The organism is Nocardioides dilutus (genome assembly GCF_054779555.1).
In genome coordinates this window covers 252205-276034 of the sequence record NZ_BAAGYA010000004.1, presented here as the reverse complement: position 1 = coordinate 276034, position 23830 = coordinate 252205, and the positions used below count along the sequence as shown (strand labels likewise).

Here is a 23830-nt window from a genome sequence, read left to right as displayed (position 1 = left end):
CCATGAGAAGGGGACGGAGACGCGCGCGCAGCGAGAGGGGACCATGGCTCAATGGAGCACCGCATCTCTCGCCAGCACGTTGTCGACATGTGTCGCACGATGCTCGAACGCGGCTATCTGAAGGCCACCGAGGGCAACGTGTCCGTGCGGATCCCCGGGCACCGCCTCTACGCCGTCACGCCGAGCAACTACGACTACGACCAGATGCGCGCCGAGGACATCTGCATCGTCGACTTCGACGGCAAGCACGTGCCCGACCCGGGTGGCTCCGGGCTGCCCCCGTCGATCGAGTGCGGGATGCACGCCAACGTCTACCGCGAGCGCCCCGACGTCAACGCCATCGTGCACACCCACCAGCCCTACGCCTCCGCGCTGGCCTACCTGCGCAAGGAGATCCCCGCGCTCACCGACGAGCAGGTGCGCTTCCTCGGCAAGCGGGTGGCGATCATCGACTACGCGCCGGCCGGCACCGGGTTCCTGGCCAAGAACGTGCAGAAGAAGGTGGCCGGCGGGGACAACGCCTTCATCATCGCCAACCACGGCGTCGTCGCACTGGGCACCGACCCCGACCGGGCGGTGTTCAACATGGCCCTGCTGGAGAAGGTGTCGATCGCCTACCTGCTGGCGCTCACCACCGAGACGGGCAAGGTCTACACGATCCCGGCCGCGATCAGGGAGATCGCCTTCACCAAGCTGCGCGCGGACGAGAAGCGGATCGCCGCCCAGATCACCGAGTCCGTCCCGCCCGTCCGGGTGGACGAGCACGAGGCGCTGCCCAGCGCGGACGCGAAGGCCGCCGAGCTCGCGGCGGCCGGTGCTCCGGAGCCGGTGACCCGGGTGGTGGAGACGCCGGGCAGCGAGTCCGCGGCGCTCGGCTACGCGATCAGCGAATACCCCGACGTGGAGGACACGATGCGCCGGCTCAAGGCGCTGGTCGCCCAGCCGGTGCGCGAGCTCCGCCACGAGGCACTGCTCCGGGTCCTGGACTACTTCGACACCAAGTGCGCGGCCAGCAAGGAGATCACCGACCGCGCCAAGACCCGCATCCCCGGCGGCGTCCAGCACAACCTCGCCTTCAACTACCCGTTCCCGCTGGCGATCGAGAAGGCCGAGGGTGCCCACCTCGTCGACCGGGACGGCAACTCCTACATCGACTTCCTGCAGGCCGGCGGGCCGACGATCCTCGGCAGCAACTACGCCCCGGTCAACGAGCGGGTCGCGGAGGTGGTCCGCGAGTCCGGTCCGGTGACCGGCCTGTTCCACGAGTACGAGCTGAAGCTCGCCGAGTCGATCAACCGCTACATGCCGCACATCGAGATGTACCGCGCGCTGGGCTCCGGCACCGAGGCCGTGATGGCCGCCGTGCGTGGAGCGCGCGCCTTCACCGGCAACAAGATGGTGGTCAAGCTGGGCGGCGCCTACCACGGCTGGTCCGACTCGCTCGTCTACGGCCTGCGCGTCCCCGGCACCTTCCGGATGAACGCCAAGGGGATCCCGTTCGGCGCCACCAGCCACACCCGCGAGTCGTTCCCGCACGACCTGGGGCAGCTCAGGCGCAAGCTGATCGAGAACAGGGCCCGTGGCGGCACCGCCGCCGTGCTCGTCGAGCCGCTGGGCCCGGAGTCCGGCACCCGCCCGGCCCCGCGGGACTTCAACGCGAAGGTCCGCGACCTCTGCGACGAGTTCGGCGCACTGCTGGTCTTTGACGAGGTGGTCACCGGCTTCCGCGTCGGCATGGGCGGTGCCGCAGGCTACTTCGGGGTCACCCCCGACCTGACCGTCCTGGGCAAGGCGGTCTCGGGCGGCTACCCGATGGCGGGTGGCGTCGGTGGCCGGGCTGACGTGATGGCCACGTTCGGCTCGGGGCTCGACGGCAAGTCCGGCGCGCACATCCAGGTCGGCGGGACGCTGTCGGCGAACCCGCTGTCCAGTGCGGCCGGCTACTTCGCGATCGAGGAGATGGCCCGCACCAACGCCCCGGTGATCGCCGGGCGCGCCGGGGACCGGCTGACCCGCGGCCTGCAGCGGCTCATCGACAAGTACGGCCTGCCCTACGTCGCCTACAACCAGGGCTCGATCGTGCACCTGGAGTGCAGCGGCGTGATGCTGCTCGACATGCACAACCCCCTCAAGCTGCTCAAGGAGAACAAGGCGCGCAAGACCCTGATGGAGCACATGGGCGCGGCGTACGCCGCCCACGGCGTGATCACGCTGGCCGGGTCGAGGATGTATACCTCCATGGCCGACACCGACGAGGTCATCGACGACGCGCTGGCCCGGTTCGACCAGGTCTTCGCCCAGGTCGAAGGGGTCTGACCCGTTGGCCGGTCGTAGCCGTTGGGTGGTCCTGGCGGCGTTCGCGTCGCTGGTGGCCTCCACCCAGGTCCTCTGGCTGTCGTTCGCGCCGGTGACCCCGCAGGCCAGCGATGCCCTCGGGGTGTCGGAGGGCGCGATCGGCACCCTCGCGGTCATCAACCCGTTGACGTACGTCCTGGTGGCGATCCCGGCCGGCCGGTGGATGGACCGGCGGTTCGGCTCGGCCCTGGCGGCCGGGGCACTGCTCACCGCCTCGGGAGCGCTGCTGCGCCTCGTCGACTCGTCGTCGTACGCCTGGCTGCTCGTCGGACAGGTGGTGCTGTCCATCGGTCAGCCGCTGGTCCTCAACGCCAGCACCAAGGTGGCGTCCCGCCACTTCCCGCCCGGGGAGCGCACCGCGGCCATCTCGGTGGCGAGCGTCGGCCAGTTCGTCGGCATCCTGGTGGCCGCGCTCAGCGGCGGCCTCCTGTTCGACGAGGGCGGTCTGCGCCTGGTGCTGGTCACCCACGCGGTCATCGCGGTGGCCGCCGCCACGGCCGTGCTGGTCGCTCTCCGCGTCCCCCCGGCGTACGCCGCCGACACAGCCCGGCTGGGCTCGCTGAGCTGGCTCAATCACGACCCGCTGCTCTGGCGCCTCGCGGCGCTGCTGTTCGTCGGGGTCGGCGTGTTCAACGCCGTGGCCACCTGGCTCGAGACCATCCTCGACGACCTCGACCACCCCGGGGTAGCCGGAGCACTGATCGCCGTCATGACGGTGTCCGGGATCGCCGGTGCCGCCGTGCTGCCCGGTTGGGCCGCCCGCCGCAACCGGCGCCGCGAGCTGTTGCTGGTCACCACCTCGACCACGGTGGCGGCGTTCGTCGCGATCGCCCTCGTGGACAGCGTGGTGCTCATCGGGGTCGTCCTGGCCATCGAGGGGTTCGTCCTGCTCGCCGGGCTGCCGATCGCGCTGGACTGGTCCGAGCTCGAGGCAGGACCCGAACGGGCCGCCACCTCGACCGCGTTCCTGCTCCTGGCCGGCAACCTCGGGGGAGTCGTGCTGGTGCTCGCCGTGCAGGGACTCATCGGCAACCCCTACCTTGCTCTCGTGGCGATGTCTGCTCTGGCGGTGCCGGGAGTGCTGGTGGCCGCCCGCCTGCCCACCGGGCCCGCCGTGCGGCCGCGCCAGGACCTCGACGCGCCGCGACCGGACGGCACCCGCGCGTGAGCCGACGCCCGCGGTGCGTGGTCGGCGTCGACCTCGGCACCGGCGGACCCAAGGTCGCGCTCGCGACGACCGACGGCGTGCTGCTCGGCCACGAGGCCGAGCACGTCGAGCTGATCCTGCTCCCGGGCGGGGGAGCGGAGCAGGACCCCGACGCGTGGTGGCACGCCATCGTCACCGCCACCCGAAGGCTCCTGGCGCGGGACCTGGCGCCGGTCGGAGACGTCGCCGCGATCTGCATGAGCACCCAGTGGGGCGGCACGGTGCCGGTCGACGAGCAGGGCCACCACCTGCACAACGCGTTGATCTGGATGGACGGTCGCGGCGCCGACTACGCCCGGGCGCTGACCTCGGGCGGCGTCACGGTGCCCGGTGCCGGCTACAACGCCCGAGGCCTGCGCGAGTGGCTCACCAAGACCGGCGGCGTCCCGTCGCGCAGCGGCAAGGACCCCGTCGGTCAGGCGCAGTGGCTGCGGCACGAGCGCCCCGACGTCTACGCAGCCGCGGCTCACCTGCTCGACGTCCCGGAATACCTCACGATGCGGCTCACGGGCCGCGCCGTCGCCGGGTTCGACACCGCGGCCCTGCGCTGGTGCAGCGACAACCGCGACCCGTCCGCCGTCCGGTGGGACCCGGACCTGGTCCGGCGCTGTGGCCTGGACGTGGCCAAGCTGCCCGAGCTGGTGCCCCCGGCCAGCGTGGTCGGCACCCTGCTCCCCGACGTCGCCGCCGAGCTCGGCCTTCCCACCGACGTGCGGGTGGTCACCGGCACCGGCGACACCACGGCCGCGGCGGTGGGCGCCGGGGCGGTCGAGGACTACGCCGGGCACCTCTACATCGGCACCTCCGCCTGGCTCAGCGCGCACGTGCCGTTCAAGCGCACCGACGTGCGACGCAACATCGCCTCGCTGCCCGCCGTGGTGCCCGACCGCTATTGGGTCGCCACCGTGCAGGACGTCGCCGGCAAGGCCATCGACTGGCTCATCAGCCAGGTCGTCTATCCCGACGACGGGATGCTCGAGGCCCGACCGGCCCCCGACGACGCCCTTGAAAGACTCAACGCGCTCGCGATGACGGCGCCGCCGGGGAGCAACGGCGTGGTCTTCACGCCGTGGCTCAACGGTGAGCGCACGCCGGTCGACGACCCGTTCGTCCGAGGTGGCTGGTTCAACGTCTCACTGGCCACCACGCGGGCCGACCTCGCCCGCAGCGTGTTCGAGGGGATCGCGCTCAACGCGCGCTGGATGAAGGAAGCGGTCGAGCGGTTCCTGCGCAAGGAGCGACCGGACGGCTTCCAGGAGCTCACGTTCATCGGAGGGGGCGCCCGGTCCGACCTGTGGTGCCAGACCCTCGCCGACGTGCTCGGCTGCACCATCCTCCAGGCCGAGGACCCCGTGCTCGCCAACGCCCGCGGTGCCGGGCTGATCGCCGCGGTCGGCATCGGCGAGCTGACCTGGGCCGACATCCCCAGCCGGACGCACATCGCGGCGTCCTACCGCCCCGACCCCGAGCGTTGCGCGATCTACGACCGGCAGTACCGCACCTTCACTGCGCTCTACCGGCGCAACAAGGGCATCTACGCCCGGCACAACCGGCCGCGCTGACCGCAGGTCCGCCGTCCGGTCCTGGGCGGGTCAGGCTTCCGGCGTCCCGGGAGCGGTGAGCGGTGGAAAGACGGACCTGGCGTGGGGCGGGAAACACACGCCAGGTCCGCCGGCTCTGGGGGTGAAGTGGGCAGGGAGGACGATCGCCGACGCGCCCTGGTCGTGCCTGGCGAGGATCAGCTGCTCGACGACGGTCAGGTGCCGCAGGTCAGGGATGACGAGCCCGAACGCGGCCTTGTCGCGGGTCAGCTCGGTCAACAGCGAGTGGAGCACTCCGGGCGGGTCGCCCTGCTCGACGTAGACCGTCCCGAGGCTGAGCTCCTCGCGCTCGACGAACGAGCGGAGCTCGGCCTCCGCCTGGGCGATGTCCGAGCCGTTCGTCAGCACGTCCGCACGGATGTAGCCGAGCAGCATCGGCCGGGGGAGCTCGGTCATCGGCCGACGCCGTTCCGCCACCACCCGGGGACGTCGCGCGACCGACCACAAGGGTGGGGGAACGCGATCGGTCTGGCGGACACTCGGGGAATCCTCGGGTGGTGGGGAACAGCGTGTGTGAACGCTCACACGCCGGCCCACCTCCGGACATCGGGACAGATACGGAGATGACTACGTAGATGTCTGCGTCTACGTGGCCGGCGCTGCGTTCAACGAGTCTTCTGGTCGGCGACCCAGGTGAATCGCCGCGCCAAGCCGGTCCACGTGCGTCACGACGGACCGTGCTGATCACGTCGAGGGCATCGTCCAGGTCACACAGATGCCGCCGGGCTGTGGCCGGCAGCTCGTGATGGTCCCGCCGCCTGTGCGGACCGTCTCCACGAGCCCCGCGAGATCCTCGGGGTCGACCACGAGGGTGTGCCACGTCATGTCGCCCTCCCGATCAGCTGCACCAGTCGTCCGTTGGCGAGCTTGCCGCTGAGGGGGTGGTCCTCCCGGCCCCGGGTCACGCTGAACCACCCGTCCCAGTACGCCGAGTCGGGGCCCCGCCGGGTGCCGAACTCGAGCCGGACGTAGCCGACCTCGTGGTCGGCGTCGAGGACGCACGAACCGTCGCGCAGCGGAGAGCCGAACATGTCGCGCAGGTACTTCTCGTTGAACGGATGGACCCGGTCCAAGGTCTGCGTCATCGGTCCGTCCTCCGCGGATCGCGGAACGGTGGAAAGGCGGACCTGGCGCGAGTGGGGGACCCCACGCCAGGCCCGCCGGCGCGGGGGGTGAGACTGGCCGCGAGGACGGCCATCGAGGCGCCCTCCTCGTGCCGGGAGAGGATCAGCTGCTCGACGACGGTCAGGTGCCGAAGGTCGGGAACGACGAGCCCGAAGGCGGTCTCGTCGCGGGTCACCTCGGCCAGCAAGGCGTCGAAGGCCCCAGGTGCGTCGCCCCGCTTGACGTAGACGGTCCCGAGGCTGAAGTCCTCGCGCTCGGCGAAGGCCTCGAGCTGGGCCTGGGCCTGGGGGACCCCGGTGCCGTTGCCCAGCACGTCCGCGCGGATGTAGCCGAGCAGCACGGGCCGGGCGTGGTTCATCGGCCGACCTCCAACAGGAACCACCCGGCGCTGTCCGGCGGCAGCTTCTCGCCTACCTCGGAGTCGCTGCCGAGCAGGAGCTGTGACCCGGGGGGTGCGCAGACCGGTCGAGGGGAGCAGTTGACGATGCAGGCGAAGCCGTCGCCGCGCGAGAAGGCGAGCACTTCGGGATCGGTCGGCAACCAGCGGAACTCGCCTCCGGACAGGGCCGGGACGCGGCGGCGAAGGGCGATCGCGTCGCGGTAGAGCTGGAGCATGGACTCGCCGGACTCGCGCTGCCGGTCGACGGCGTGGTGGCCGAACCACTCGGGTTGCGGCAGCCACGTCGGGGTGTGGCTGCCGGCGGGGGAGAAGCCGAAGGCGTCCGGGGCCGCCGCCCAGGGCAGCGGGACCCGGCAGCCGTCGCGGCCGCGCCGGGCGCCGCCGGTGCGGTGGAACATCGGGTCCGTGAGGACGTGCTCGGGCAGGTCGGTGACCTCGGGCAGCCCCAGCTCCTCGCCCTGGAAGACGTACACCGACCCCGGCAGCGCGAACATCAGCATCGCGGCCGCGCGCGCGCGGGTGAGACCGAGGTCGATGTCCCCGGTGGCGATGCCGGGGGCTCCTCCGCCGTAGCGGGTCACCGCGCGGGGCATGTCGTGGTTGTTCAGCACCCACGCCACGGGGGAGTCGAAGGCGGCGACCGTGTCGAGGCCGCGATCGATCACCTGGGAGAGCGAGTCGGCCTCCCAGGGTGCGCGCAGGAACTCGAAGAAGAAGCTCTGGTGCAGCTCGTCGGGGCGCTGGTAGGCGGCCAGCTCGCCCGCGTCGAGCACGCCGACCTCGCCGACCAGCACCCGCTCCTGCCCGGTCCGGCCGGTGTAGTCCTCGGCGATCGCGCGCCACCGTCGCCACACCTCGTGGACCTCAGGCTGGTTCCAGGCGTGCGGGTTGACCGGATCGCCGGTGAGCTCGTCCTCGATGGCGAGCTCGTGGTCCGGAAGCCCGTCCAGCTTGTGCAGGCCGTGTGCCACGTCGACGCGCAGGCCGTCCACGCCGCGGTCGAGCCAGAACCTGAGGACCTCGTCGAAGTGCTCGACCACGTCCGGGTGCCGCCAGTTGAAGTCGGCCTGCTCGGGGGCGAAGGTGTGGAGGTACCACTGCCCGGGCGTGCCGTCGGGCTCGCTGACCCGCTGCCAGGCCGGACCGCCGAAGACCGAGCGCCAGTTGTTCGGCGGCAGCTCGCCGTTCAGTCCGCGGCCGTCGGCGAAGTGGAAGCGCTGCCGCTGGGGACTGCCCGGGCCGGCGGCCACGGCGGCGATGAACCACGGGTGCTCGATCGAGCCGTGGTTGGGGACGACGTCGACCATGACCTTGAGGTCCAGCCGATGGGCATCCCTGACCAGCCGGTCGAAGGCGGCCAGGTCGCCGTATTCGTGGTGCACGTTCAGGTGGTCCGAGACGTCGTAGCCGTGGTCGTGCTGGGGGGAGGCGTAGAACGGGTTGAGCCAGATCCCGTCGACCCCGAGGCTGCGCAGGTAGGGCAGCCGGGCGCGGACGCCGCCGAGGTCGCCGATCCCGTCGCCGTCGGAGTCCTGGAAGCTGCGGACATAGACCTGGTAGATGACGCCGTTCCGCCACCACCCGAGCGAGTCGCGCGACCGCGTACGGGGCGGGGAGGCAGCGGCTTCGGCGGTCAAGGTGGACATCGGGGGCCTCGGGGTGGTGGAAGAACGGCGTGTGTGAACGCTCACACGCACGGTGGTCCCCGGGCATCGGGACAGTTACGGAGATGACTACGTAGATGTCCGCGCCTGTCTAGGACGGTGCTGAGCAATCCGTCCTGCTGCGCGCCGCGCTGGACGCACGCTGGCTGCGTTGTCGTCGCTCGACAGGCGTCCAGCCTGGCTTCGCTCCGACGCCTTGCCATCGCACGCCCATCGCGACGCTCGCGACGCTCGCATTGTTCAGCACCGTCCTAGGCGGCGCTGCGTTCAGCGAGGCTGCTGGTCGGCGACCCAGCCGGCGACCTGGGCGCGGGAGGTCATGCCGAGCTTGGCGAAGACGTGGTCGACGTGGGACTCGACGGTGCGCTGGGAGATGACGAGCCGCGCCGCGATCTCCTTGTTGGTCAACCCCTCGGCGAGGAGCCCCGCGATCTCCGACTCACGCGCGGTCAGCCCACCTGGCCTGGGCGCCGTTCCTCGCCGGGTCGACCTCGACGTGTCCACGCTGGGTCCCTCAGTCGCGGCGTCCTCGCCGAGGGCGAGGGACACCGCCTGCTCGAAGGAGTACTCCGCGCCCTCGGCGAACGCCGCGTCGTACGCCGCGGAGCCCAGCGCCGCGCGCACCTGGTCGGCCGACCGCTGGTCGAAGCCGCTGTAGGCGTTGGTCTCGTCGACCTTGGCCCCGCTCGTCCTCCACACCGCCTGCGCGGCGCCGAGGAGGCGGCCCGCCCGCTCGTCGGGAGCGGTGAAGGCGGCGCTCCAGGACAGCGCCTGGACGCCGAAGCTGATGCCGGTCAGGTCGTGCATCGACAGGAACAGCCGCACGCACTCCCTCAGGCTCCGCGTCGCCTCGGCGTGGGCACCGGCCCGCCACTGGGTGATGCCGACGCTCCACAGCCCGTAGGCCTTGGAAGACATGGCCTGGTGCCTCTCCGCGAGGGCCAGCGCCTGCCGGGCGAACTCGTCAGCACGGGGGTCGTCGAGGAAGAACGTGGCGGCGGTCAGCAGGATCAGCGTGTCGAACTCGCCGAGGGGGTCGCCAACGCGCTCGAACTCCTGGCGGGCCTCCTCCAGCAGCCCTATCGCGGCCGGCAGGTCTCCCTGGTAGAGCGCGGCGTGCCCACGACACTCCTTGATGCGCGCGTCCAGCCGGTCGTCGTCCAGCCCCGCGGCGATCTCGGAGCACTCCGCCAGCAACGCAGCGTTGCGGTCGAACTCCGTGGCGAACATCGCCAGGTAGCTGGCGGCCCACAACGCGTAGGCCCTGCTCCTGGTGGGCTCCGGCGCGAGGTCCAGCGCCTGCAGGAGGTAGCGGTAGCCCTCCCTCAGGAACCCCGCGAACCAGAAGTTCCAGATGGGCGCGGCGATGTCGAACGCCGCCGCCGCCTCCGACCGGTCGGCGAGGCAGAACTCCAGGGCGGCCCGCACGTTGCCCTGCTCCCGGCGGAGCCGGAGGAACCAGTCGGCCTGGTGGGGACCGAAGCTCTCGTCGTCGTACTGCCGCGCCAGGGACCGGTAGTGGTCCCGGTGGCGGACCCGCAGGTTCCTCAGCTCGTCCGCTTCGAGCCGGGCCGCGCCGTACTGCCGGACGGTCTCGAGCATGTGGTACCAGGCCGTCGTGTGTTCCGTGGCCTGGATGCGGACCACGATCGACTTGTTGACCAGGCTCGCCACCAGGTTGAGGACCTCGTCGGGCGGGATCTCGTCGTCGCTGCAGACGCTCTCCGCCGCCTCGAGGTCGAAGCCGCCGGCGAAGACCGAGAGCCGGGCCCACAGCACCTGCTCCGCGGGGGAGCAGAGCTCATAGCTCCAGCCGACGGTCGCGTCCAGGGCCTGTTGCCTGGCCGGCCCCGCGCGTCTCCCGGTCGTGAGCAGCCGGAAGCGGTCCTCGAGCCGGTCGAGGATCTGCACCGGTGAGAGCGTGCGCAGCCAGACCGCGGCGAGCTCGATCGCTAACGGGATCCCGTCCAGCCGCCGGCAGATCTCCACCACGGCGTCGCGGTTGCCGTCCGCGAGCTCGAAGTCGGGCGCCACCGCCGCGGCCCGGTCGAGGAACAGCGTCACCGACTCGTAGTGCGCGGCATCGCCGGCCCTGACCTCCGCGTCCGGCGTCGAGAGGGGTGGGACGACCAGGATCTGCTCACCCTCGACGCCGAGCACGTGGCGGCTGGTGGCCAGGATCCGCAGGCCGGGCGCCGCGGCGAGAAGCTTGCTGGCCAGCACGGCGCAGGCGTCGGTGAGGTGCTCGCAGTTGTCGAGGACCACCAGGAGCCTCTTGTGCTCGAGGTAGGCCGCGAGGTCGGCGGCCGGGTCCGTGGACGCCTGGCGCAGCTCGAGGGTGTTGGCCACCGTGTGGGGCAGCAGCTCGGGGTCGTGGAGGGCGGCGAGCTCGACGAACCAGACGCCGTGCGGGAAGGTACGCCGGACCTCGGTGGCCATGCGCAGCGCCAACCGGGTCTTGCCCACGCCGCCGACTCCGGTCAAGGTGAGCATCCGGCTGCCGGCCAGGAGTCGCCGGGTCTCGCTCAGCTCGCGGCGTCGTCCCACGAAGCTGGTCAGCTCGGCGGGCAGGCTGCCTCGAGCCGATCCCGCCGGTTTCGTGGCTGCCATCTCCCGCACCGCCCCTGCTGTCTTCCCCCGAACAGCCATCGGTCCGCTGGGCGCTCTCCGTCCGGACGTACCGACTCGCACCCCCTTGCGGGGCCCTCAGTGTACGTCCGTCGGGCAGAATCCACCCCATGGCAGGAGTCGGCGAGGCGATGCGCCGCCCGCCGACGATGGCCGACGTGGCACAGGTAGCCGGCGTCTCCCACCAGACCGTCTCCCGGGTCCTCAACGGCCTGCCCGGCGTGCGGCCGGCGACCGCGGAGCGCGTCCAGCAGGCCATCCGGGAGCTGGGCTACCGGCGCAACCTCTCCGCGCGGCTGCTCGCCTCCTCGAGGTCGAGGATGATCGGCGTCGTCACCTACGGCACCAACCAGTTCGGCCCCCAGAGCATCATGCTCGGCCTGGAGTCCGCGGCTCGGCTCACCGGCTACCGGCTGGCGTCGCAGACCGTTGAGGAGCTCTCGCGCGCCGGGGTGCGGGCAGCCGTCGAGTCCCTGATGGAGCTCAGCGTCGAGGCGATCGTGTTCGTCGTGCCCCAGGAGACCGTGGTGCGTGACGCCGTCGACGCCGAGCTGGGCGTGCCCGCAGTGGTGGTCGAGGGCGAGCTCACGCGGATGCCGCTGACGGCCGGCGTCGACAACGTGCGCGGCGCCCAGCTGGCCACCGGTCACCTGCTCGACCTCGGGCATCCCACCGTCGTCCACGTCGCCGGACCACAGGGATGGAACGAGGCCGTCGCGCGCATCGACGGCTGGCGCCGGGAGCTCATCGCTCGTCAACGGCCCGTGCCCCCACTCAGCTGGGTTGGTGACTGGAGCGCCCGCAGTGGGTTCGAGGCCGGGGTCTCACTGGCTCGGGACCCGGATGTGACCGCGGTCTTCGTGGCCAACGACCAGATGGCGCTGGGTCTCGTCGCCGCGCTCCGGGCCGGCGGCCGCCGAGTCCCCGGGGATGTCAGCGTCGTCGGTTTCGACGACCTGCCGGAGGCTGCCTACTTCGCTCCTCCGCTGACCACCGTCAGACAGGACTTCGCCGAGCTCGGCCGCCGGGCACTGGCCCTGGTCGAGCGTGTGCTCGACGGTGAGGAGGAGGCCGTCGCCGAGCTCGTGGCCCCGGAGCTGGTGGTCCGGGAGTCGACGGCCCCACCGCGCCGCGGGCAGTAGACCTGTGTCGCGAAGTTAACTCCCAGGAAATCGGGCGCGCCTCTTGACGGCACCCTGTGTTAGCGCTCACACTCCCGCATGTGAGCGTTAACATGCCTGTCGCCGGGGAACCCTGCGTGGTCGGGATCGACTTCGGGACCCTCTCCGGCCGGGCCGTCGTCGTGCGCGTCTCCGACGGTGAGGAGCTGGGCGCAGCGACCCACGACTACCCCCACGCGGTGCTCGACCAGGCACTGCCGAGCGGACGCCGGCTCGGGCCGGACTGGGCGCTCCAGGTCCCCGACGACTACCGGGACGTGCTTCGGCACGCGGTGCCGAAGGCTCTCGAGCTCTCCGGGGTCGATCCCGCCGACGTGGTGGGCATCGGCACCGATTTCACCGCCTGCACGATGGTGCCCACGCTGGCCGACGGGACGCCGCTGTCCGAGCTGCCGGAGTGGGCCGACGAGCCCCACGCCTACGTCAAGCTCTGGAAGCACCACGCCGCGCAACCGCAGGCCGACCGGATCACCGCGCTGGCCGGCAAGCGCGGGGAGGGTTGGCTGCCGCGCTACGGCGGACTCATCTCCTCGGAGTGGGAGTTCGCCAAAGGCCTCCAGGTCCTCGAGGAGGCGCCGGAGGTCTACGCCGCCATGGCCCGCTTCGTCGAGGCCGCGGACTGGATCGTCTGGCAGCTGTGCGGCCGCTACATCCGCAATGCGTGCTCGGCCGGCTACAAGGGGATTCTCCAGGACGGCGCCTACCCGACGCCGGGCTTCCTCGCCGAGCTCAACCCCGGCTTCGCGGGCTTCGTCAGTGACAAGCTCGCCCACCAGGTGGGTCAGCTCGGTGAGGTCGCCGGTGGGCTCACCGCACAGGCAGCCGCCTGGACCGGACTCCCCGAGGGCATCGCCGTGGCGGTGGGCAACGTCGACGCCCACGTGACGGCTCCCGCGGCGCAGGCGATCCGGCCCGGCCAGATGGTCGCGATCATGGGGACGTCGACGTGCCACATCATGAACGGCGAGTCGCTGCACGAGGTCCCCGGCATGTGCGGGGTCGTCGACGGCGGCATCACCCCCGGCTTGTGGGGCTACGAGGCCGGCCAGTCCGGTGTCGGCGACATCTTCAACTGGTTCGTGACGACCTCGGTCCCGGCGTCCTACGCCGAGGAGGCGGCCGAGCGCGGACTCGACCTCCACGGCCTCCTGACCGAGAAGGCACAGGCGCAGGCGGTGGGCCAGCACGGTCTGCTGGCCCTCGACTGGCACAGCGGCAACCGCTCGGTGCTCGTGGACCACGAGCTCAGCGGGCTCGTGCTCGGCCAGACCCTGGCCACCCGGCCCGAGGATGTCTACCGCGCCCTGCTCGAGGCGACGGCGTACGGCGCCCGGGTGATCGTCGAGGCGTTCAACGACGCCGGGGTGCCCGTGACCGAGTTCGTGGTGGCAGGGGGCCTGAAGAAGAACCCGCTGCTGATGCAGATCTACGCCGACGTGCTGGGCCTGCCGCTCTCGACGATCGTCTCCGACCAGGGTCCGGCCCTGGGCTCGGCCATCCATGCCGCGGTCGCGGCCGGTCTCTACCCCGACATCGGCACCGCCGCCGAGGCGATGGGGCGGTCCGAGCCCGCGGTGTTCACCCCGATCCCGGCCAACGTCGCGGCCTATGACGTCCTCTACGCGGAGTACAAGACCCTGCACGACCACTTCGGCCGGGGCGCCAACGACGTGATGAGGCGCCTGAGGCGGCTGCGGCGCGCCGCCTTCGAGCAGCAGGAGGACCGATGACGACGGTCGTGGACGAGCTGCGCCACGAGGTGGCCCGGCTGCACGGCGAGCTCACCCGCAACGGGCTGGTCGTGTGGACCGCCGGCAACGTGTCGGCCCGGGTCCCGGGCGAGGACCTCATGGTCATCAAGCCGAGCGGGGTGTCCTACGACGAGCTGTCGGCGTCGTCGATGGTCGTCTGCGACCTGGACGGCAACCTGGTCGAGGGCGACATGTCGCCCAGCTCGGACACCGCGGCCCACGCCTACGTCTACCGGCACCTGCCCGACGTCGGCGGCGTCGTGCACACCCACTCCACCTACGCCACCGCCTGGGCGGCGCGGGGCGAGGCCATCCCGTGCGTCCTGACGATGGTCGCGGACGAGTTCGGGGGTGAGGTGCCCGTCGGGCCCTTCGCGATCATCGGCGACGACTCGATCGGCCGAGGCATCGTCGACACGCTCCAGCACAGCAGGTCCTGCGCGGTGCTGATGCAGAACCACGGTCCGTTCACCATCGGACGCGACGCGCGCGCGGCGGTCAAAGCGGCCGTGCTCCTCGAGGACGTCGCCCGGACGGTGCACATCAGCCGGCAGCTCGGCGAGCCGCTGCCGATCGCCGACGAGCACGTCAGCGCCCTGTTCGACCGATACCAGAACGTCTACGGCCAGACCGAGGTCCGGCATCCCGGAGGGGGAGTATGAGCACCCAGGAGATTTGGTTCTTCACCGGCAGCCAGCACCTCTACGGCCCCGAGGTCCTCGACCAGGTCGCGGCGCACTCCTCGGTCATCGCGGACGCCCTGGACACCTCAACGGAGGTCCCGGTGCGCATCGTGCTCAAGTCCGTCCTGACCGACACCGACTCGATCCGGCGGGCGCTGCTCGACGCCAACGGCGACGACCGGTGCCTCGGCGTGATCGCCTGGATGCACACGTTCAGCCCCGCCAAGATGTGGATCACCGGGCTCGACCTGCTGCGCAAGCCACTGCTCCACCTGCACACCCAGGCGAACGAGGCCCTGCCGTGGGCCGAGATCGACATGGACTTCATGAACCTCAACCAGGCCGCCCACGGCGACCGCGAGTTCGCCTCGGTGCAGACCCGGATGGGCGTCAGCCGCAAGACCGTGGCCGGTCACGTGTCCGACCCCGAGGTGGCCCGGCGGGTCGGTGTGTGGGCCCGGGCGGCCCTCGGTCGTGCGGCGCTCGCAACCATGAAGGTCGCCCGGTTCGGGGACAACATGCGCAACGTCGCCGTCACCGACGGTGACAAGGTCGAGGCCGAACGCCGGTTCGGGGTCTCGGTCAACACCTGGGGCGTCAACGACCTGGTGGCCCGCGTCGACGCCGTCGAGGACTCGGTCGTCGACGCCCTGACCGAGGAGTACGCCGACCTCTACGACGTCCAGCCGGAGCTGCTGCCCCATGGCGACCGGCACGACTCGCTCCGCTACGGCGCCCGGATCGAGGCCGGCCTGCGTGGCTTCCTCGAGGACGGCGGCTTCTCGGCGTTCACCACGAACTTCGAGGATCTCGGCGGTCTGCGCCAGCTCCCCGGGCTCGCGGTGCAACGCCTGATGGCCGACGGTTACGGCTTCGGGGGAGAGGGCGACTGGAAGACCGCGGTCATGCTGCGCACCCTCAAGGTCGCCGCCGGCGGACTGGCCGGCGGCACCTCGTTCATGGAGGACTACACCTACCACCTGGTTCCGGGCGAGGAGAAGATCCTCGGCGCCCACATGCTCGAGGTCTGCCCGTCGATCGCGGCCGGCAAGCCCTCGCTGGAGATCCACCCGCTCGGCATCGGTGGTCGGCAGGACCCCGTGCGGCTCGTCTTCGACGCCGCCCCCGGACCGGCCGTCGTCCTCGGGCTGGCCGACCTCGGCGAGCGCTTCAGGTTCGTCGCGAACACGGTGACGGTCGTCCCCCCGGACGCGCCGTTGCCCAACCTTCCGGTCGCCCGCGCAGTCTGGCGGCCGGACCCAGACCTCCGGACGTCCACGGAAGCCTGGCTGATGGCCGGCGGACCGCACCACACGGTGCTGTCCTCCGCGCTCTCAGCCGAGCACCTCGACGATCTGGCGGAGATGACGAGCACCGAGCTGGTGCTCATCGACGCCGACACCACGACGCGGGCGCTGGCTCGCGAGCTGAAGTGGAACGCGGCGTACCACCGGTTGGCGCAGGGCTTCTGATGAGCACCGGCGACACCCGACCCGGGTGCGGGACCTACCCGACCCGGACTGCACACCAGAGGAGAAGGTCAGTGCGCAAGCTACTCACCACGATCGCGGCAGGCAGCCTTGCGCTGAGCTTGGCGGCCTGCGGAGGCGACGACGACAGCGCCGGAGGCGGCGGCGAGGACGGCAAGGGGACCATCGGGGTCGCGATGCCGACGAAGTCGTCCGAGCGCTGGATCGCGGACGGCAACAACATCAAGGACCAGCTCGAGGCCGAGGGCTACGAGGTCGACCTCCAGTATGCCGAGGACGACATCCCGACCCAGGTCTCGCAGGTCGAGAACATGGTGACCAAGGGCGTCGACATGCTCGTGATCGCTGCCATCGACGGCACCGCCCTCGGTGAGGTCCTGCAGACCGCGGAGGACTCCGGCGTCGAGATCATCGCCTACGACCGGCTGATCCGGGACTCGGACGCGGTCGACTACTACACGACCTTCGACAACTTCCAGGTCGGGGTCCAGCAGGCCGAGTCGCTCGTCAAGGGCCTCGGCGAGCGCGGCGAGGGCCCCTACAACGTCGAGCTGTTCGCGGGTTCGCCCGACGACAACAACGCGACGTTCTTCTGGGAGGGCGCCATGTCCGTCCTGCAGCCGATGATCGACTCCGGTGAGATGGTGATCCCCTCGGGCCAGACCGACTTCGACCAGGCCGCCATCCTGCGTTGGGACCCCGCTACGGCCCAGAAGCGGATGGAGGACATCCTGACCGGCACCTACGCCAGCGAGACGGTCGAGGGCGTGCTCTCGCCCTACGACGGCCTGTCGCTCGGCATCATCGCCGCACTCCAGGGCAACGGCTACGGCGGCGGCGGCAAGGAGCTGCCGGTCGTCACCGGACAGGACGCCGAGGTGCAGTCGGTGAAGTCGATCCTCGCCGGTGAGCAGTACTCGACCATCTTCAAGGACACCCGCGAGCTGGCCCGCGTCACGGTGGACATGATCAAGGCCGTCGCCGCCGGCGACGAGCCCGAGGTCAACGACACCGAGACCTACGACAACGGTGTCAAGGTCGTCCCGTCCTACCTGCTCGAGCCGGTCCCGGTCGAGGCGGCCGACGTCCAGAGTGTGCTCGTGGACTCCGGCTACTACACCGAGGACGACCTCAAGTAGGCCAGTCGGGCAGGCCCGGACTCCCCCCACCGGGCCTGCCCGATCTGGCACCAGAGAGGACAGTGCACAGATGTCGAAAGCAATCCTGGAGATGCGGGGCATCACCAAGGAGTTCCCGGGCGTGCGCGCGCTCTCCGACGTGACGCTCTCCGTAGAGCGAGGCGCGATCCACGCGATCTGCGGTGAGAACGGCGCGGGGAAGTCCACGCTCATGAAGGTCCTGAGCGGCGTCTACCCGCACGGCTCCTACGAGGGCGAGATCCTCTTCGAGAACCAGCCGGTGCAGTTCAAGGACATCCGCCACAGCGAGGCCGCCGGGATCGTCATCATCCACCAGGAGCTCGCGCTCATCCCCGAGCTCTCGATCGCCGAGAACATCTTCCTGGGCAACGAGACCGCCACCCGCGGGGTCATCGACTGGGACGCGGCCAACCACCAGGCGATCGACCTGATGGCGCGGGTGGGGCTGCGCGAGAACCCGTTGACCCCCGTCAAGCACCTCGGGATCGGGAAGCAGCAGCTCGTCGAGATCGCCAAGGCCCTGAGCAAGGAGGTCAAGCTGCTCATCCTCGACGAGCCGACCGCCTCGCTCAACGACGACGACTCGACCCACCTGCTCGACCTGCTCAAGGGACTCCAGGCGCGGGGCATCACCTCGATCATGATCAGCCACAAGCTCAACGAGATCGAGCGCGTGGCGGACGCCATCACCATCCTGCGCGACGGTCGCACGATCGAGACCCTCGACGTGCGGGCCGGGGACGTCGACGAGGACCGCATCATCCGGGGCATGGTCGGCCGCGACCTCGAGCACCGGTTCCCCGACCACACGCCCGAGATCGGCGGCGTGCTGTTCGAGCTGCGCCACTGGACGGTCATGCACCCCCAGGACCACCACCGGCAAGTCATCCGCGACGCCAACCTCACCGTGCGGCACGGCGAGATCGTCGGCATCGCCGGGTTGATGGGCGCCGGGCGCACCGAGCTCGCCCGGAGCATCTTCGGCCGGTCCTACGGCAGCCGCCACGAGGGACAGCTGCTCCTGGAGGGCAAGGAGGTCACCTTCCGAGGGGTCCAGTCCGCCATCCGGGCCGGCATCGCCTACGTGAGCGAGGACCGCAAGGGCCTGGGTCTCAACCTGCTGGACGACGTCAAGACCTCGGTGGTCTCCGCGGCGCTGCACAAGCTGAAGCGCGGTTGGACCGTCGACGAGCGCGCCGAGGTCGTCGTCGCCGAGAGCTACCGCAAGAACCTCAACATCAAGACCCCCACCGTCACCGCCGGGGTGGCCAAGCTGTCGGGCGGCAACCAGCAGAAGGTCGTCCTGAGCAAGTGGATGTACACCGACCCCAAGCTGCTCATCCTCGACGAGCCAACCCGGGGCATCGACGTGGGCGCCAAGTACGAGATCTACGGCATCATCCAGGCCCTCGCTCGGGAGGGGCGCGGCGTCCTCGTGATCTCCTCCGAGCTCCCCGAGCTGCTGGGGCTGTGCGACCGGATCTACACCCTTGCCGAGGGTGTGATCACCCACGAGTTCGTCGCGGACACCGCCGACCAGGAGTCCCTGATGCGCCACATGACTGCGGATGCGAGATAAGGCATGAACACCTTCACCAAGACCCTGACGAGCACGCTGCGCGGCAACGTCCGCCAGTACGGCATGATCATCGCCCTTGCCGCGATCGTGCTGCTGTTCCAGCTCACGACCGAGGGCGTGCTGCTCAAGCCGATCAACGTCTCCAACCTGGTCGTCCAGAACGCCCAGATCCTGATCCTGGCCATCGGCATGGTGATCGTGATCGTGGCGCGCCACATCGACCTCTCGGTCGGGTCGGTCGCCGCCTTCGTCGGCGCCGCGGGCGCGATCATGATGACGAAGTACGACGTGCCCTGGATGCTCGCGGTGCTCCTGTGCCTCGCGCTGGGTGCGCTCATCGGTGCCTGGCACGGGTTCTGGGTCGCCTACGTCGGCATCCCGGCGTTCATCGTGACGCTGGCCAGCATGCTGCTGTTCCGGGGCCTGACGCTGGTCATCCTGGAGGGCGCGACCGTGGGCGGACTGCCCGACGGCTTCAAGAAGATCGGCAACGGGTTCCTGCCCGAGGTCGGGCCCGACACCGACCTCCACAACCTGACCATGGTGCTGGCCGTGGTGGCGGTGCTGGTGCTCGTGGCGCTCGACTTCCGCAAGCGCGCCGCGTCCAAGCGCTACAACTTCGAGGTCCTGCCCTTTCCCATCTTCCTGGTCAAGCAGGCGGTGCTCGCGGCGGTCATCCTCCAGTTCTCCTACCTGCTGGCCGACGCGCGAGGGTTGCCCGTCGTCGGGCTCATCCTGTTCGCGCTCATCGCCTTCTACAGCTTCGTGATGAGCCGCACCGTGTTCGGACGACACGTCTACGCCATCGGCGGCAACGTGGACGCGGCGACCATGTCCGGGGTCAACACCAAGCGCGTCGACTTCTTGGTGATGACCAACATGGGCCTGCTCGCCGGCCTCGCCGGGCTGGTCACCACGGCCCGCCTCACGGCCGCCAACCCGAAGGCGGGTGTGAACTTCGAGCTGGACGCCATCGCCGCGTCGTTCATCGGTGGTGCCGCGGTGACGGGCGGTGTCGGCACCGTGGTCGGCGCGATCATCGGCGGTCTGGTCATGGGTGTCCTCAACAACGGCATGTCGCTGATGGGCGTCTCCATCGACTGGCAGCAGGCGATCAAGGGACTGGTCCTGCTGGGCGCGGTGGCCTTCGACGTGTGGAACAAGCGCCGGACCACCGGGACGGGGGGCGCCGGCGCGGAGGCCGAGACCGCCACGGCACCACCCCCGGACGAGCTCGTCGAGGAGATAGAGGCTCTCGACACCGCCGGGACCACCGCCCTGTCCGATGAGCCGGACGTGACTGCGGGCAAGACCTAGTGGGTGACCACTAGTGCAGACGTTCACCATCGGGTCGTCGGACCTCCAGGCCGCCGTCCTGACCCAAGGTGCGACGCTGCACCGGCTTCGGGTGTGCATAAACGGCAGGTCGTCCCGGGAGGTCGTGCTCAGTCTCCGCACGCCGGAGCTGCGCCACGAGTCGCGGGACTACATCGGCGTCAGCGTGGGGCGATACGCCAACCGCATCGCCCGGGGTTCGTTCCGGCTCGGGGACGTCGAGTACCAGCTCCCGGTCAACGACCGCGGCAACACGCTGCATGGGGGGCCGGCAGGCTTCGACCGCCAGCTGTGGGACGTCCTCGAGGTCGGATCCGACCACGTCGAGCTGGGCCTCACCAGCCCCGACGGCGACCAGGGCTTCCCGGGCACCCTCGTCGTGCGAGCGCGCTTCGAGGTCAGCGCCGGCGTGCTCAGGACCACCTACCGCGCGACCACCGACGCGCCGACGCCGGTCAACCTCACCAACCACGCCTACTACAACCTCGACGACCTCAAGTACGCCGGTTCGATGCACGGGCAGCACCTGCGCCTGCCGGCTGACGCCTACCTCCCCGTGGATGCGACCGGCCTGCCCACCGGCGAGGTGGTGGACGTGACGGGCACGCCCTACGACGCGAGGTCGCCACGGCGGCTGGGCGACCTGCCCCCGCTGGATCACACCTTCGTCGTAGCCGGACAGGGCATGCGGGAGATGGCGACGCTGGAGTCCACCAGCGGCGACCTCCGCATGGTGCTCGCCAGCAACCAGCCGGGTCTCCAGGTCTACACCGGCACGGGCATGGGTGCGGGCGGGTCCCCGCACCCTCGGGAGGGGAGTGGTGTGGCGCTCGAGCCCCAGCACTTCCCCGACTCCGTCAACCATCCGGAGTGGCCCTCGACCATCCTGCTTCCCGGCGAGGAGTACCTGTGGGAGTCCGAGGCCCGGTTCACGGTGCTCGACGCTCCGTAGGTGCACCGAGCTAGTCCTAGGCGCACAGCCCGTTCTCGGCCGCGCTCGCATCGGCGTTGCCGCCCGGTGTTCCGGCCGGCGTTCCGGACGGCGGGGAACCCGAGGGCGGAGGTGACTCGCCGCCCACCGGGTCGCTAGCGGTGACGATCTGCCCGCTGAGCGACTTGTCGAGAGGTCTGTCGGCGATCATCCGCTCCCACAGCTCTTCGGCCTCGGGCGCCCAGATCAGCCGGTTGGGGTCGGGTTCGTAGGAAGTGAAGGGCACGGTGATGAACTCGATGTCCTCGAGGCGGGTCTCGCGGAACTGCCGCGCCAGCTTCGCCAGCCTGTCGAGCGAGGCGAGCTCGGGGTCCGGCGTGATCGACGTCGTCGCGGCCTCGACGAAGTTGTAGACGCGGTAGGGCTTCGTGAGCGTGTTCGCCGAGATCACCTTGTTGATCATCGAGGCGATGAAGACCTGCTGCCGCTTCATCCGGCCGATGTCCGCGTTGGCGGAGAGCTTCGAGCGTTCGCGGACGTAGTTGAGCGCCTGCTGCCCGTGCAGGACCTGGGTGCCGGCCTCGAAGTAGATGTCGTGCTCGGGGTCGTCGACGGCCTCCGGGATGCAGACCGTGACACCGTCGACCGCGTCGACCATGTCCTTGAACCCGTTGAAGTCGAGGGAGATGTAGTGGTCGATGTAGATCCCGGTCAGCTCCTCGACCATGGCGACCGTGCAGACCTCTCCGCCCACGCTGAAGGCGCTGTTGAACATCTGCAGGTCGCCGCCCTCGACCATCTCGCCGTCCGGGCCCTCGCAGTCGGGACGGGTGACCAGGGCGTCGCGCGGCAGGCTCACGCCGTAGACCTCGCTGCGGTCGGCGGACACGTGCACGAGGATCGTGGTGTCCGAGCGACGCCCGATGTCGTTGCCGTCGCCCTCGCGGGCGTCCGAGCCCATCACGAGGATGTTGAGTGCGTCGCCGCCGACCGGTTTGACCCGGTGCTGGATGTCCTCGCCCTCGTTGATGCCGCGGTCGAGGGTCCGGTAGGCCACCATCACGGTCGCGGCCGTGATCAGCGCCAGCGCTACCAGGGTGATGACGATGACGCGCAACACCGTGCGGCGAGGGTCCGGCGCCGGCGCCGTCGCGGTCATGTGTGAAGAGTCGCAGACAGGGTGAAGCGCCTGCCCGTCCCCGTGTCCGATTTCCGCCAGGGTTTGTCGGTTGCGTAGGTCAGGATGGGTCTCGTGAACACCGATCCTGAGTCGTGCTACCGGGCCGTGAAGTCGCGCGACCGACGCTTCGACGGCGTCTTCTACGTCGCCGTCCGCACCACCGGGATCTACTGCCGACCCTCGTGCCCGGCGCGGACACCGGCATTCGCCAACGTGTCGTTCCACCCCAGTGCCGCGGCGGCCCAGGCCGCCGGCTACCGGGCCTGCAAGCGCTGCCTCCCCGACGCCACGCCAGGCAGCCCCGAGTGGGACGTCGCCGCGACGGCGGCCGGTCGCGCGATGCGGCTGATCGCCGACGGGGTCGTCGACCGCGAGGGCGTCGAGGGCCTCTCCCGCCGGGTCGGCTACACGCCGCGGCACCTGACCCGGTTGCTGACCGGAGAGCTGGGCGCGGGGCCGCTGGCGCTCGCCCGGGCCCGGCGCGCGCAGACCGCCCGGGTGCTCATCGAGACGACCGACCTCGGCTTCGCCGACGTCGCGTTCGCCGCGGGGTTCGCGAGCGTCCGCCAGTTCAACGACACCGTGCGCGAGGTCTACGCCGCCAGCCCGTCCGAGCTGCGCGGCCGCCGCGGCCGGACGACGAGCCCGGGTGGGGTGACGATGCGGCTCGCCGTCCGGACGCCCTTCGCGGGCACCCGCCTGCTCGACTTCCTCGCCCACCACCTCGTCCCGGGCGTGGAGGTGGCCGGACCCGGGTGGTACGCCCGGACGCTCGACCTGCCCCATGGTCCGGGCACGGTGCGCCTCGAGCTGTCCGATGCGCCCGTCCCGGGCGAGACGGCGTTCGTCTCCGCTCGCTTCGTGCTCACCGACCTGCGCGACACCACGGCGGCCGTCGAGCGCGCCCGCCGGCTGGTCGACGCCGACTGCGACCCGCTGGCCGTCGACGACCAGTTCGCGGGCGACCCGGTCATCGGCCCGCTCGTCCGGGCGACGCCCGGGCTGCGGGTGCCCGGGCAGGTCGACGGCGACGAGACCGCCGCGCTCACGGTCCTCGGGCAGCAGGTGAGCGTTGCCGGCGCCCGCACGGTCGCCGGCCGGATCGTCGCCGAGCACGGCCGCCGGGTCGAGACCGACATCCCGGGCCTCACCCACCTGTTCCCCGATGCCGCCACCCTCGCCGCCCTCGACCCGGCGGTGCTGCCGATGCCGAGGGCCCGAGGCCGGGCGCTGGTCGGCATGGCCTCGGCCCTCGCCGCGGGTGAGCTCGCCCTCGACCGCGGTCCGGATCGCGACGACGTGCGACGCGCCATGGTCGACCTGCCCGGCATCGGGCCGTGGACCGCCGACTACGTCGCCATGCGGGCCCTCGCCCACCCCGATGTCTTCCTGCCTACCGACGTCGGTGTGCGCAACGCGCTCGTCGGGCTGGGCTTCGATCCTGCCGCGACGATCGCCGACAGCGACCGGTGGCGGCCCTGGCGCTCCTACGCCCTGATGCACCTCTGGAACACCCTCATGCCTGCCGCCACACCGGCCGCAGCAAGCAAGGAGAACTGA

At 70.7% G+C, this 23830-nt stretch carries 19 protein-coding genes; 12 read left to right on the top strand and 7 right to left on the bottom strand.

Going from position 1 to position 23830, the window contains the following annotated elements; genetic code table 11:
• The first annotated feature begins 51 nt into the window (after positions 1 to 51).
• Genes ACYVC6_RS22575 through ACYVC6_RS22565 form a run of 3 tightly spaced genes read left to right on the top strand, consistent with a single transcriptional unit; the run spans position 52 to position 5124 of the window.
• A complete protein-coding gene (locus ACYVC6_RS22575; RefSeq protein WP_460716811.1) occupies positions 52 to 2316 on the top strand; it encodes an aminotransferase class III-fold pyridoxal phosphate-dependent enzyme in 2265 nt (754 codons plus the stop codon).
• A 4-nt stretch (positions 2317 to 2320) separates the two neighbouring features.
• Entirely contained in the window at positions 2321 to 3523 is a 1203-nt protein-coding gene (locus ACYVC6_RS22570) for an MFS transporter (protein WP_460716810.1), read from the top strand.
• A complete protein-coding gene (locus tag ACYVC6_RS22565) occupies positions 3520 to 5124 on the top strand; it encodes a xylulokinase (RefSeq protein WP_460716809.1) in 1605 nt (534 codons plus the stop codon). The genes ACYVC6_RS22570 and ACYVC6_RS22565 overlap by 4 nt, the downstream gene beginning before the upstream one ends.
• Positions 5125 to 5154: 30 nt before the next feature.
• Here ACYVC6_RS22565 and ACYVC6_RS22560 read toward each other — a convergent pair whose 3' ends face one another.
• The 6 genes from ACYVC6_RS22560 to ACYVC6_RS22535 all read right to left on the bottom strand — a co-directional run bounded on the left by ACYVC6_RS22560 (position 5155) and on the right by ACYVC6_RS22535 (position 10962).
• Positions 5155 to 5559, bottom strand: a complete 405-nt coding sequence (locus ACYVC6_RS22560) for a hypothetical protein (protein WP_460716808.1) — start codon at positions 5557 to 5559, stop codon at positions 5155 to 5157.
• Positions 5560 to 5847: 288 nt separating this feature from the next.
• On the bottom strand, positions 5848 to 5988 hold the full coding sequence (locus ACYVC6_RS22555) for a hypothetical protein (RefSeq protein ID WP_460716807.1): 141 nt from the start codon (positions 5986 to 5988) through the stop codon (positions 5848 to 5850).
• The gene (locus ACYVC6_RS22550) at positions 5985 to 6248 is read right to left on the bottom strand and encodes a hypothetical protein (protein ID WP_460716806.1); all 264 of its coding nucleotides are present in this window, start codon (positions 6246 to 6248) and stop codon (positions 5985 to 5987) included. The genes ACYVC6_RS22555 and ACYVC6_RS22550 overlap by 4 nt, the downstream gene beginning before the upstream one ends.
• Positions 6245 to 6646, bottom strand: a complete 402-nt coding sequence (locus ACYVC6_RS22545; protein WP_460716805.1) for a hypothetical protein — start codon at positions 6644 to 6646, stop codon at positions 6245 to 6247. Before ACYVC6_RS22545 ends, ACYVC6_RS22550 begins: the two co-directional genes overlap by 4 nt.
• Complete coding sequence (locus ACYVC6_RS22540) at positions 6643 to 8334, bottom strand: glycoside hydrolase family 13 protein (protein WP_460716804.1); 1692 nt, start codon at positions 8332 to 8334, stop codon at positions 6643 to 6645. The genes ACYVC6_RS22545 and ACYVC6_RS22540 overlap by 4 nt, the downstream gene beginning before the upstream one ends.
• 285 nt (positions 8335 to 8619) lie before the next feature.
• On the bottom strand, positions 8620 to 10962 hold the full coding sequence (locus ACYVC6_RS22535) for a helix-turn-helix transcriptional regulator (RefSeq protein WP_460716803.1): 2343 nt from the start codon (positions 10960 to 10962) through the stop codon (positions 8620 to 8622).
• A gap of 128 nt (positions 10963 to 11090) precedes the next feature.
• Between ACYVC6_RS22535 and ACYVC6_RS22530 the strand changes: the two genes are divergently transcribed.
• The 8 genes from ACYVC6_RS22530 to ACYVC6_RS22495 all read left to right on the top strand — a co-directional run bounded on the left by ACYVC6_RS22530 (position 11091) and on the right by ACYVC6_RS22495 (position 21111).
• Entirely contained in the window at positions 11091 to 12122 is a 1032-nt protein-coding gene (locus tag ACYVC6_RS22530; protein ID WP_460716802.1) for a LacI family DNA-binding transcriptional regulator, read from the top strand.
• Between the two features lie 92 nt (positions 12123 to 12214).
• Positions 12215 to 13891 (top strand): ribulokinase, encoded by a 1677-nt coding sequence (gene araB, locus ACYVC6_RS22525; protein WP_460716800.1) that lies wholly within the window; start codon positions 12215 to 12217, stop codon positions 13889 to 13891.
• A complete protein-coding gene (locus ACYVC6_RS22520) occupies positions 13888 to 14574 on the top strand; it encodes an L-ribulose-5-phosphate 4-epimerase (protein WP_460716799.1) in 687 nt (228 codons plus the stop codon). Before araB ends, ACYVC6_RS22520 begins: the two co-directional genes overlap by 4 nt.
• Positions 14571 to 16067 carry an L-arabinose isomerase gene (araA, locus tag ACYVC6_RS22515; protein ID WP_460716798.1) on the top strand — a complete coding sequence of 499 codons (1497 nt, stop codon included), beginning with the start codon at positions 14571 to 14573 and terminating at the stop codon, positions 16065 to 16067. The genes ACYVC6_RS22520 and araA overlap by 4 nt, the downstream gene beginning before the upstream one ends.
• A gap of 71 nt (positions 16068 to 16138) precedes the next feature.
• Positions 16139 to 17224: a multiple monosaccharide ABC transporter substrate-binding protein gene (chvE, locus tag ACYVC6_RS22510; RefSeq protein WP_460716797.1), complete on the top strand. Its 1086-nt coding sequence runs from the start codon at positions 16139 to 16141 to the stop codon at positions 17222 to 17224.
• Positions 17225 to 17294: 70 nt separating this feature from the next.
• A complete protein-coding gene (mmsA, locus tag ACYVC6_RS22505) occupies positions 17295 to 18824 on the top strand; it encodes a multiple monosaccharide ABC transporter ATP-binding protein (protein ID WP_460716796.1) in 1530 nt (509 codons plus the stop codon).
• A 3-nt stretch (positions 18825 to 18827) separates the two neighbouring features.
• The gene (gene mmsB / locus ACYVC6_RS22500; protein WP_460716795.1) at positions 18828 to 20141 is read left to right on the top strand and encodes a multiple monosaccharide ABC transporter permease; all 1314 of its coding nucleotides are present in this window, start codon (positions 18828 to 18830) and stop codon (positions 20139 to 20141) included.
• Between the two features lie 13 nt (positions 20142 to 20154).
• Complete coding sequence (locus tag ACYVC6_RS22495) at positions 20155 to 21111, top strand: aldose epimerase family protein (RefSeq protein WP_460716794.1); 957 nt, start codon at positions 20155 to 20157, stop codon at positions 21109 to 21111.
• A 16-nt stretch (positions 21112 to 21127) separates the two neighbouring features.
• On the opposite strand, the gene ACYVC6_RS22490 is transcribed toward ACYVC6_RS22495, so the two are convergent.
• On the bottom strand, positions 21128 to 22249 hold the full coding sequence (locus ACYVC6_RS22490; protein ID WP_460716793.1) for an LCP family protein: 1122 nt from the start codon (positions 22247 to 22249) through the stop codon (positions 21128 to 21130).
• 93 nt (positions 22250 to 22342) lie between these two features.
• Between ACYVC6_RS22490 and ACYVC6_RS22485 the strand changes: the two genes are divergently transcribed.
• A complete protein-coding gene (locus ACYVC6_RS22485; protein WP_460716792.1) occupies positions 22343 to 23830 on the top strand; it encodes an AlkA N-terminal domain-containing protein in 1488 nt (495 codons plus the stop codon).

Bases quoted from the DNA above. Each gene is read 5' to 3' on its own strand.
- ACYVC6_RS22575 (WP_460716811.1), top strand. From the start codon at position 52: ATGGAGCACCGCATCTCTCGCCAGCACGTTGTCGACATGTGTCGCACG.
- ACYVC6_RS22560 (WP_460716808.1), bottom strand. From the start codon at position 5,559: ATGACCGAGCTCCCCCGGCCGATGCTGCTCGGCTACATCCGTGCGGAC.
- ACYVC6_RS22555 (WP_460716807.1), bottom strand. From the start codon at position 5,988: ATGACGTGGCACACCCTCGTGGTCGACCCCGAGGATCTCGCGGGGCTC.
- ACYVC6_RS22550 (WP_460716806.1), bottom strand. From the start codon at position 6,248: ATGACGCAGACCTTGGACCGGGTCCATCCGTTCAACGAGAAGTACCTG.
- ACYVC6_RS22545 (WP_460716805.1), bottom strand. From the start codon at position 6,646: ATGAACCACGCCCGGCCCGTGCTGCTCGGCTACATCCGCGCGGACGTG.
- ACYVC6_RS22540 (WP_460716804.1), bottom strand. From the start codon at position 8,334: ATGTCCACCTTGACCGCCGAAGCCGCTGCCTCCCCGCCCCGTACGCGG.
- ACYVC6_RS22535 (WP_460716803.1), bottom strand. From the start codon at position 10,962: ATGGCAGCCACGAAACCGGCGGGATCGGCTCGAGGCAGCCTGCCCGCC.
- ACYVC6_RS22530 (WP_460716802.1), top strand. From the start codon at position 11,091: ATGGCAGGAGTCGGCGAGGCGATGCGCCGCCCGCCGACGATGGCCGAC.
- araB (WP_460716800.1), top strand. From the start codon at position 12,215: ATGCCTGTCGCCGGGGAACCCTGCGTGGTCGGGATCGACTTCGGGACC.
- ACYVC6_RS22520 (WP_460716799.1), top strand. From the start codon at position 13,888: ATGACGACGGTCGTGGACGAGCTGCGCCACGAGGTGGCCCGGCTGCAC.
- araA (WP_460716798.1), top strand. From the start codon at position 14,571: ATGAGCACCCAGGAGATTTGGTTCTTCACCGGCAGCCAGCACCTCTAC.
- mmsA (WP_460716796.1), top strand. From the start codon at position 17,295: ATGTCGAAAGCAATCCTGGAGATGCGGGGCATCACCAAGGAGTTCCCG.
- mmsB (WP_460716795.1), top strand. From the start codon at position 18,828: ATGAACACCTTCACCAAGACCCTGACGAGCACGCTGCGCGGCAACGTC.
- ACYVC6_RS22490 (WP_460716793.1), bottom strand. From the start codon at position 22,249: ATGACCGCGACGGCGCCGGCGCCGGACCCTCGCCGCACGGTGTTGCGC.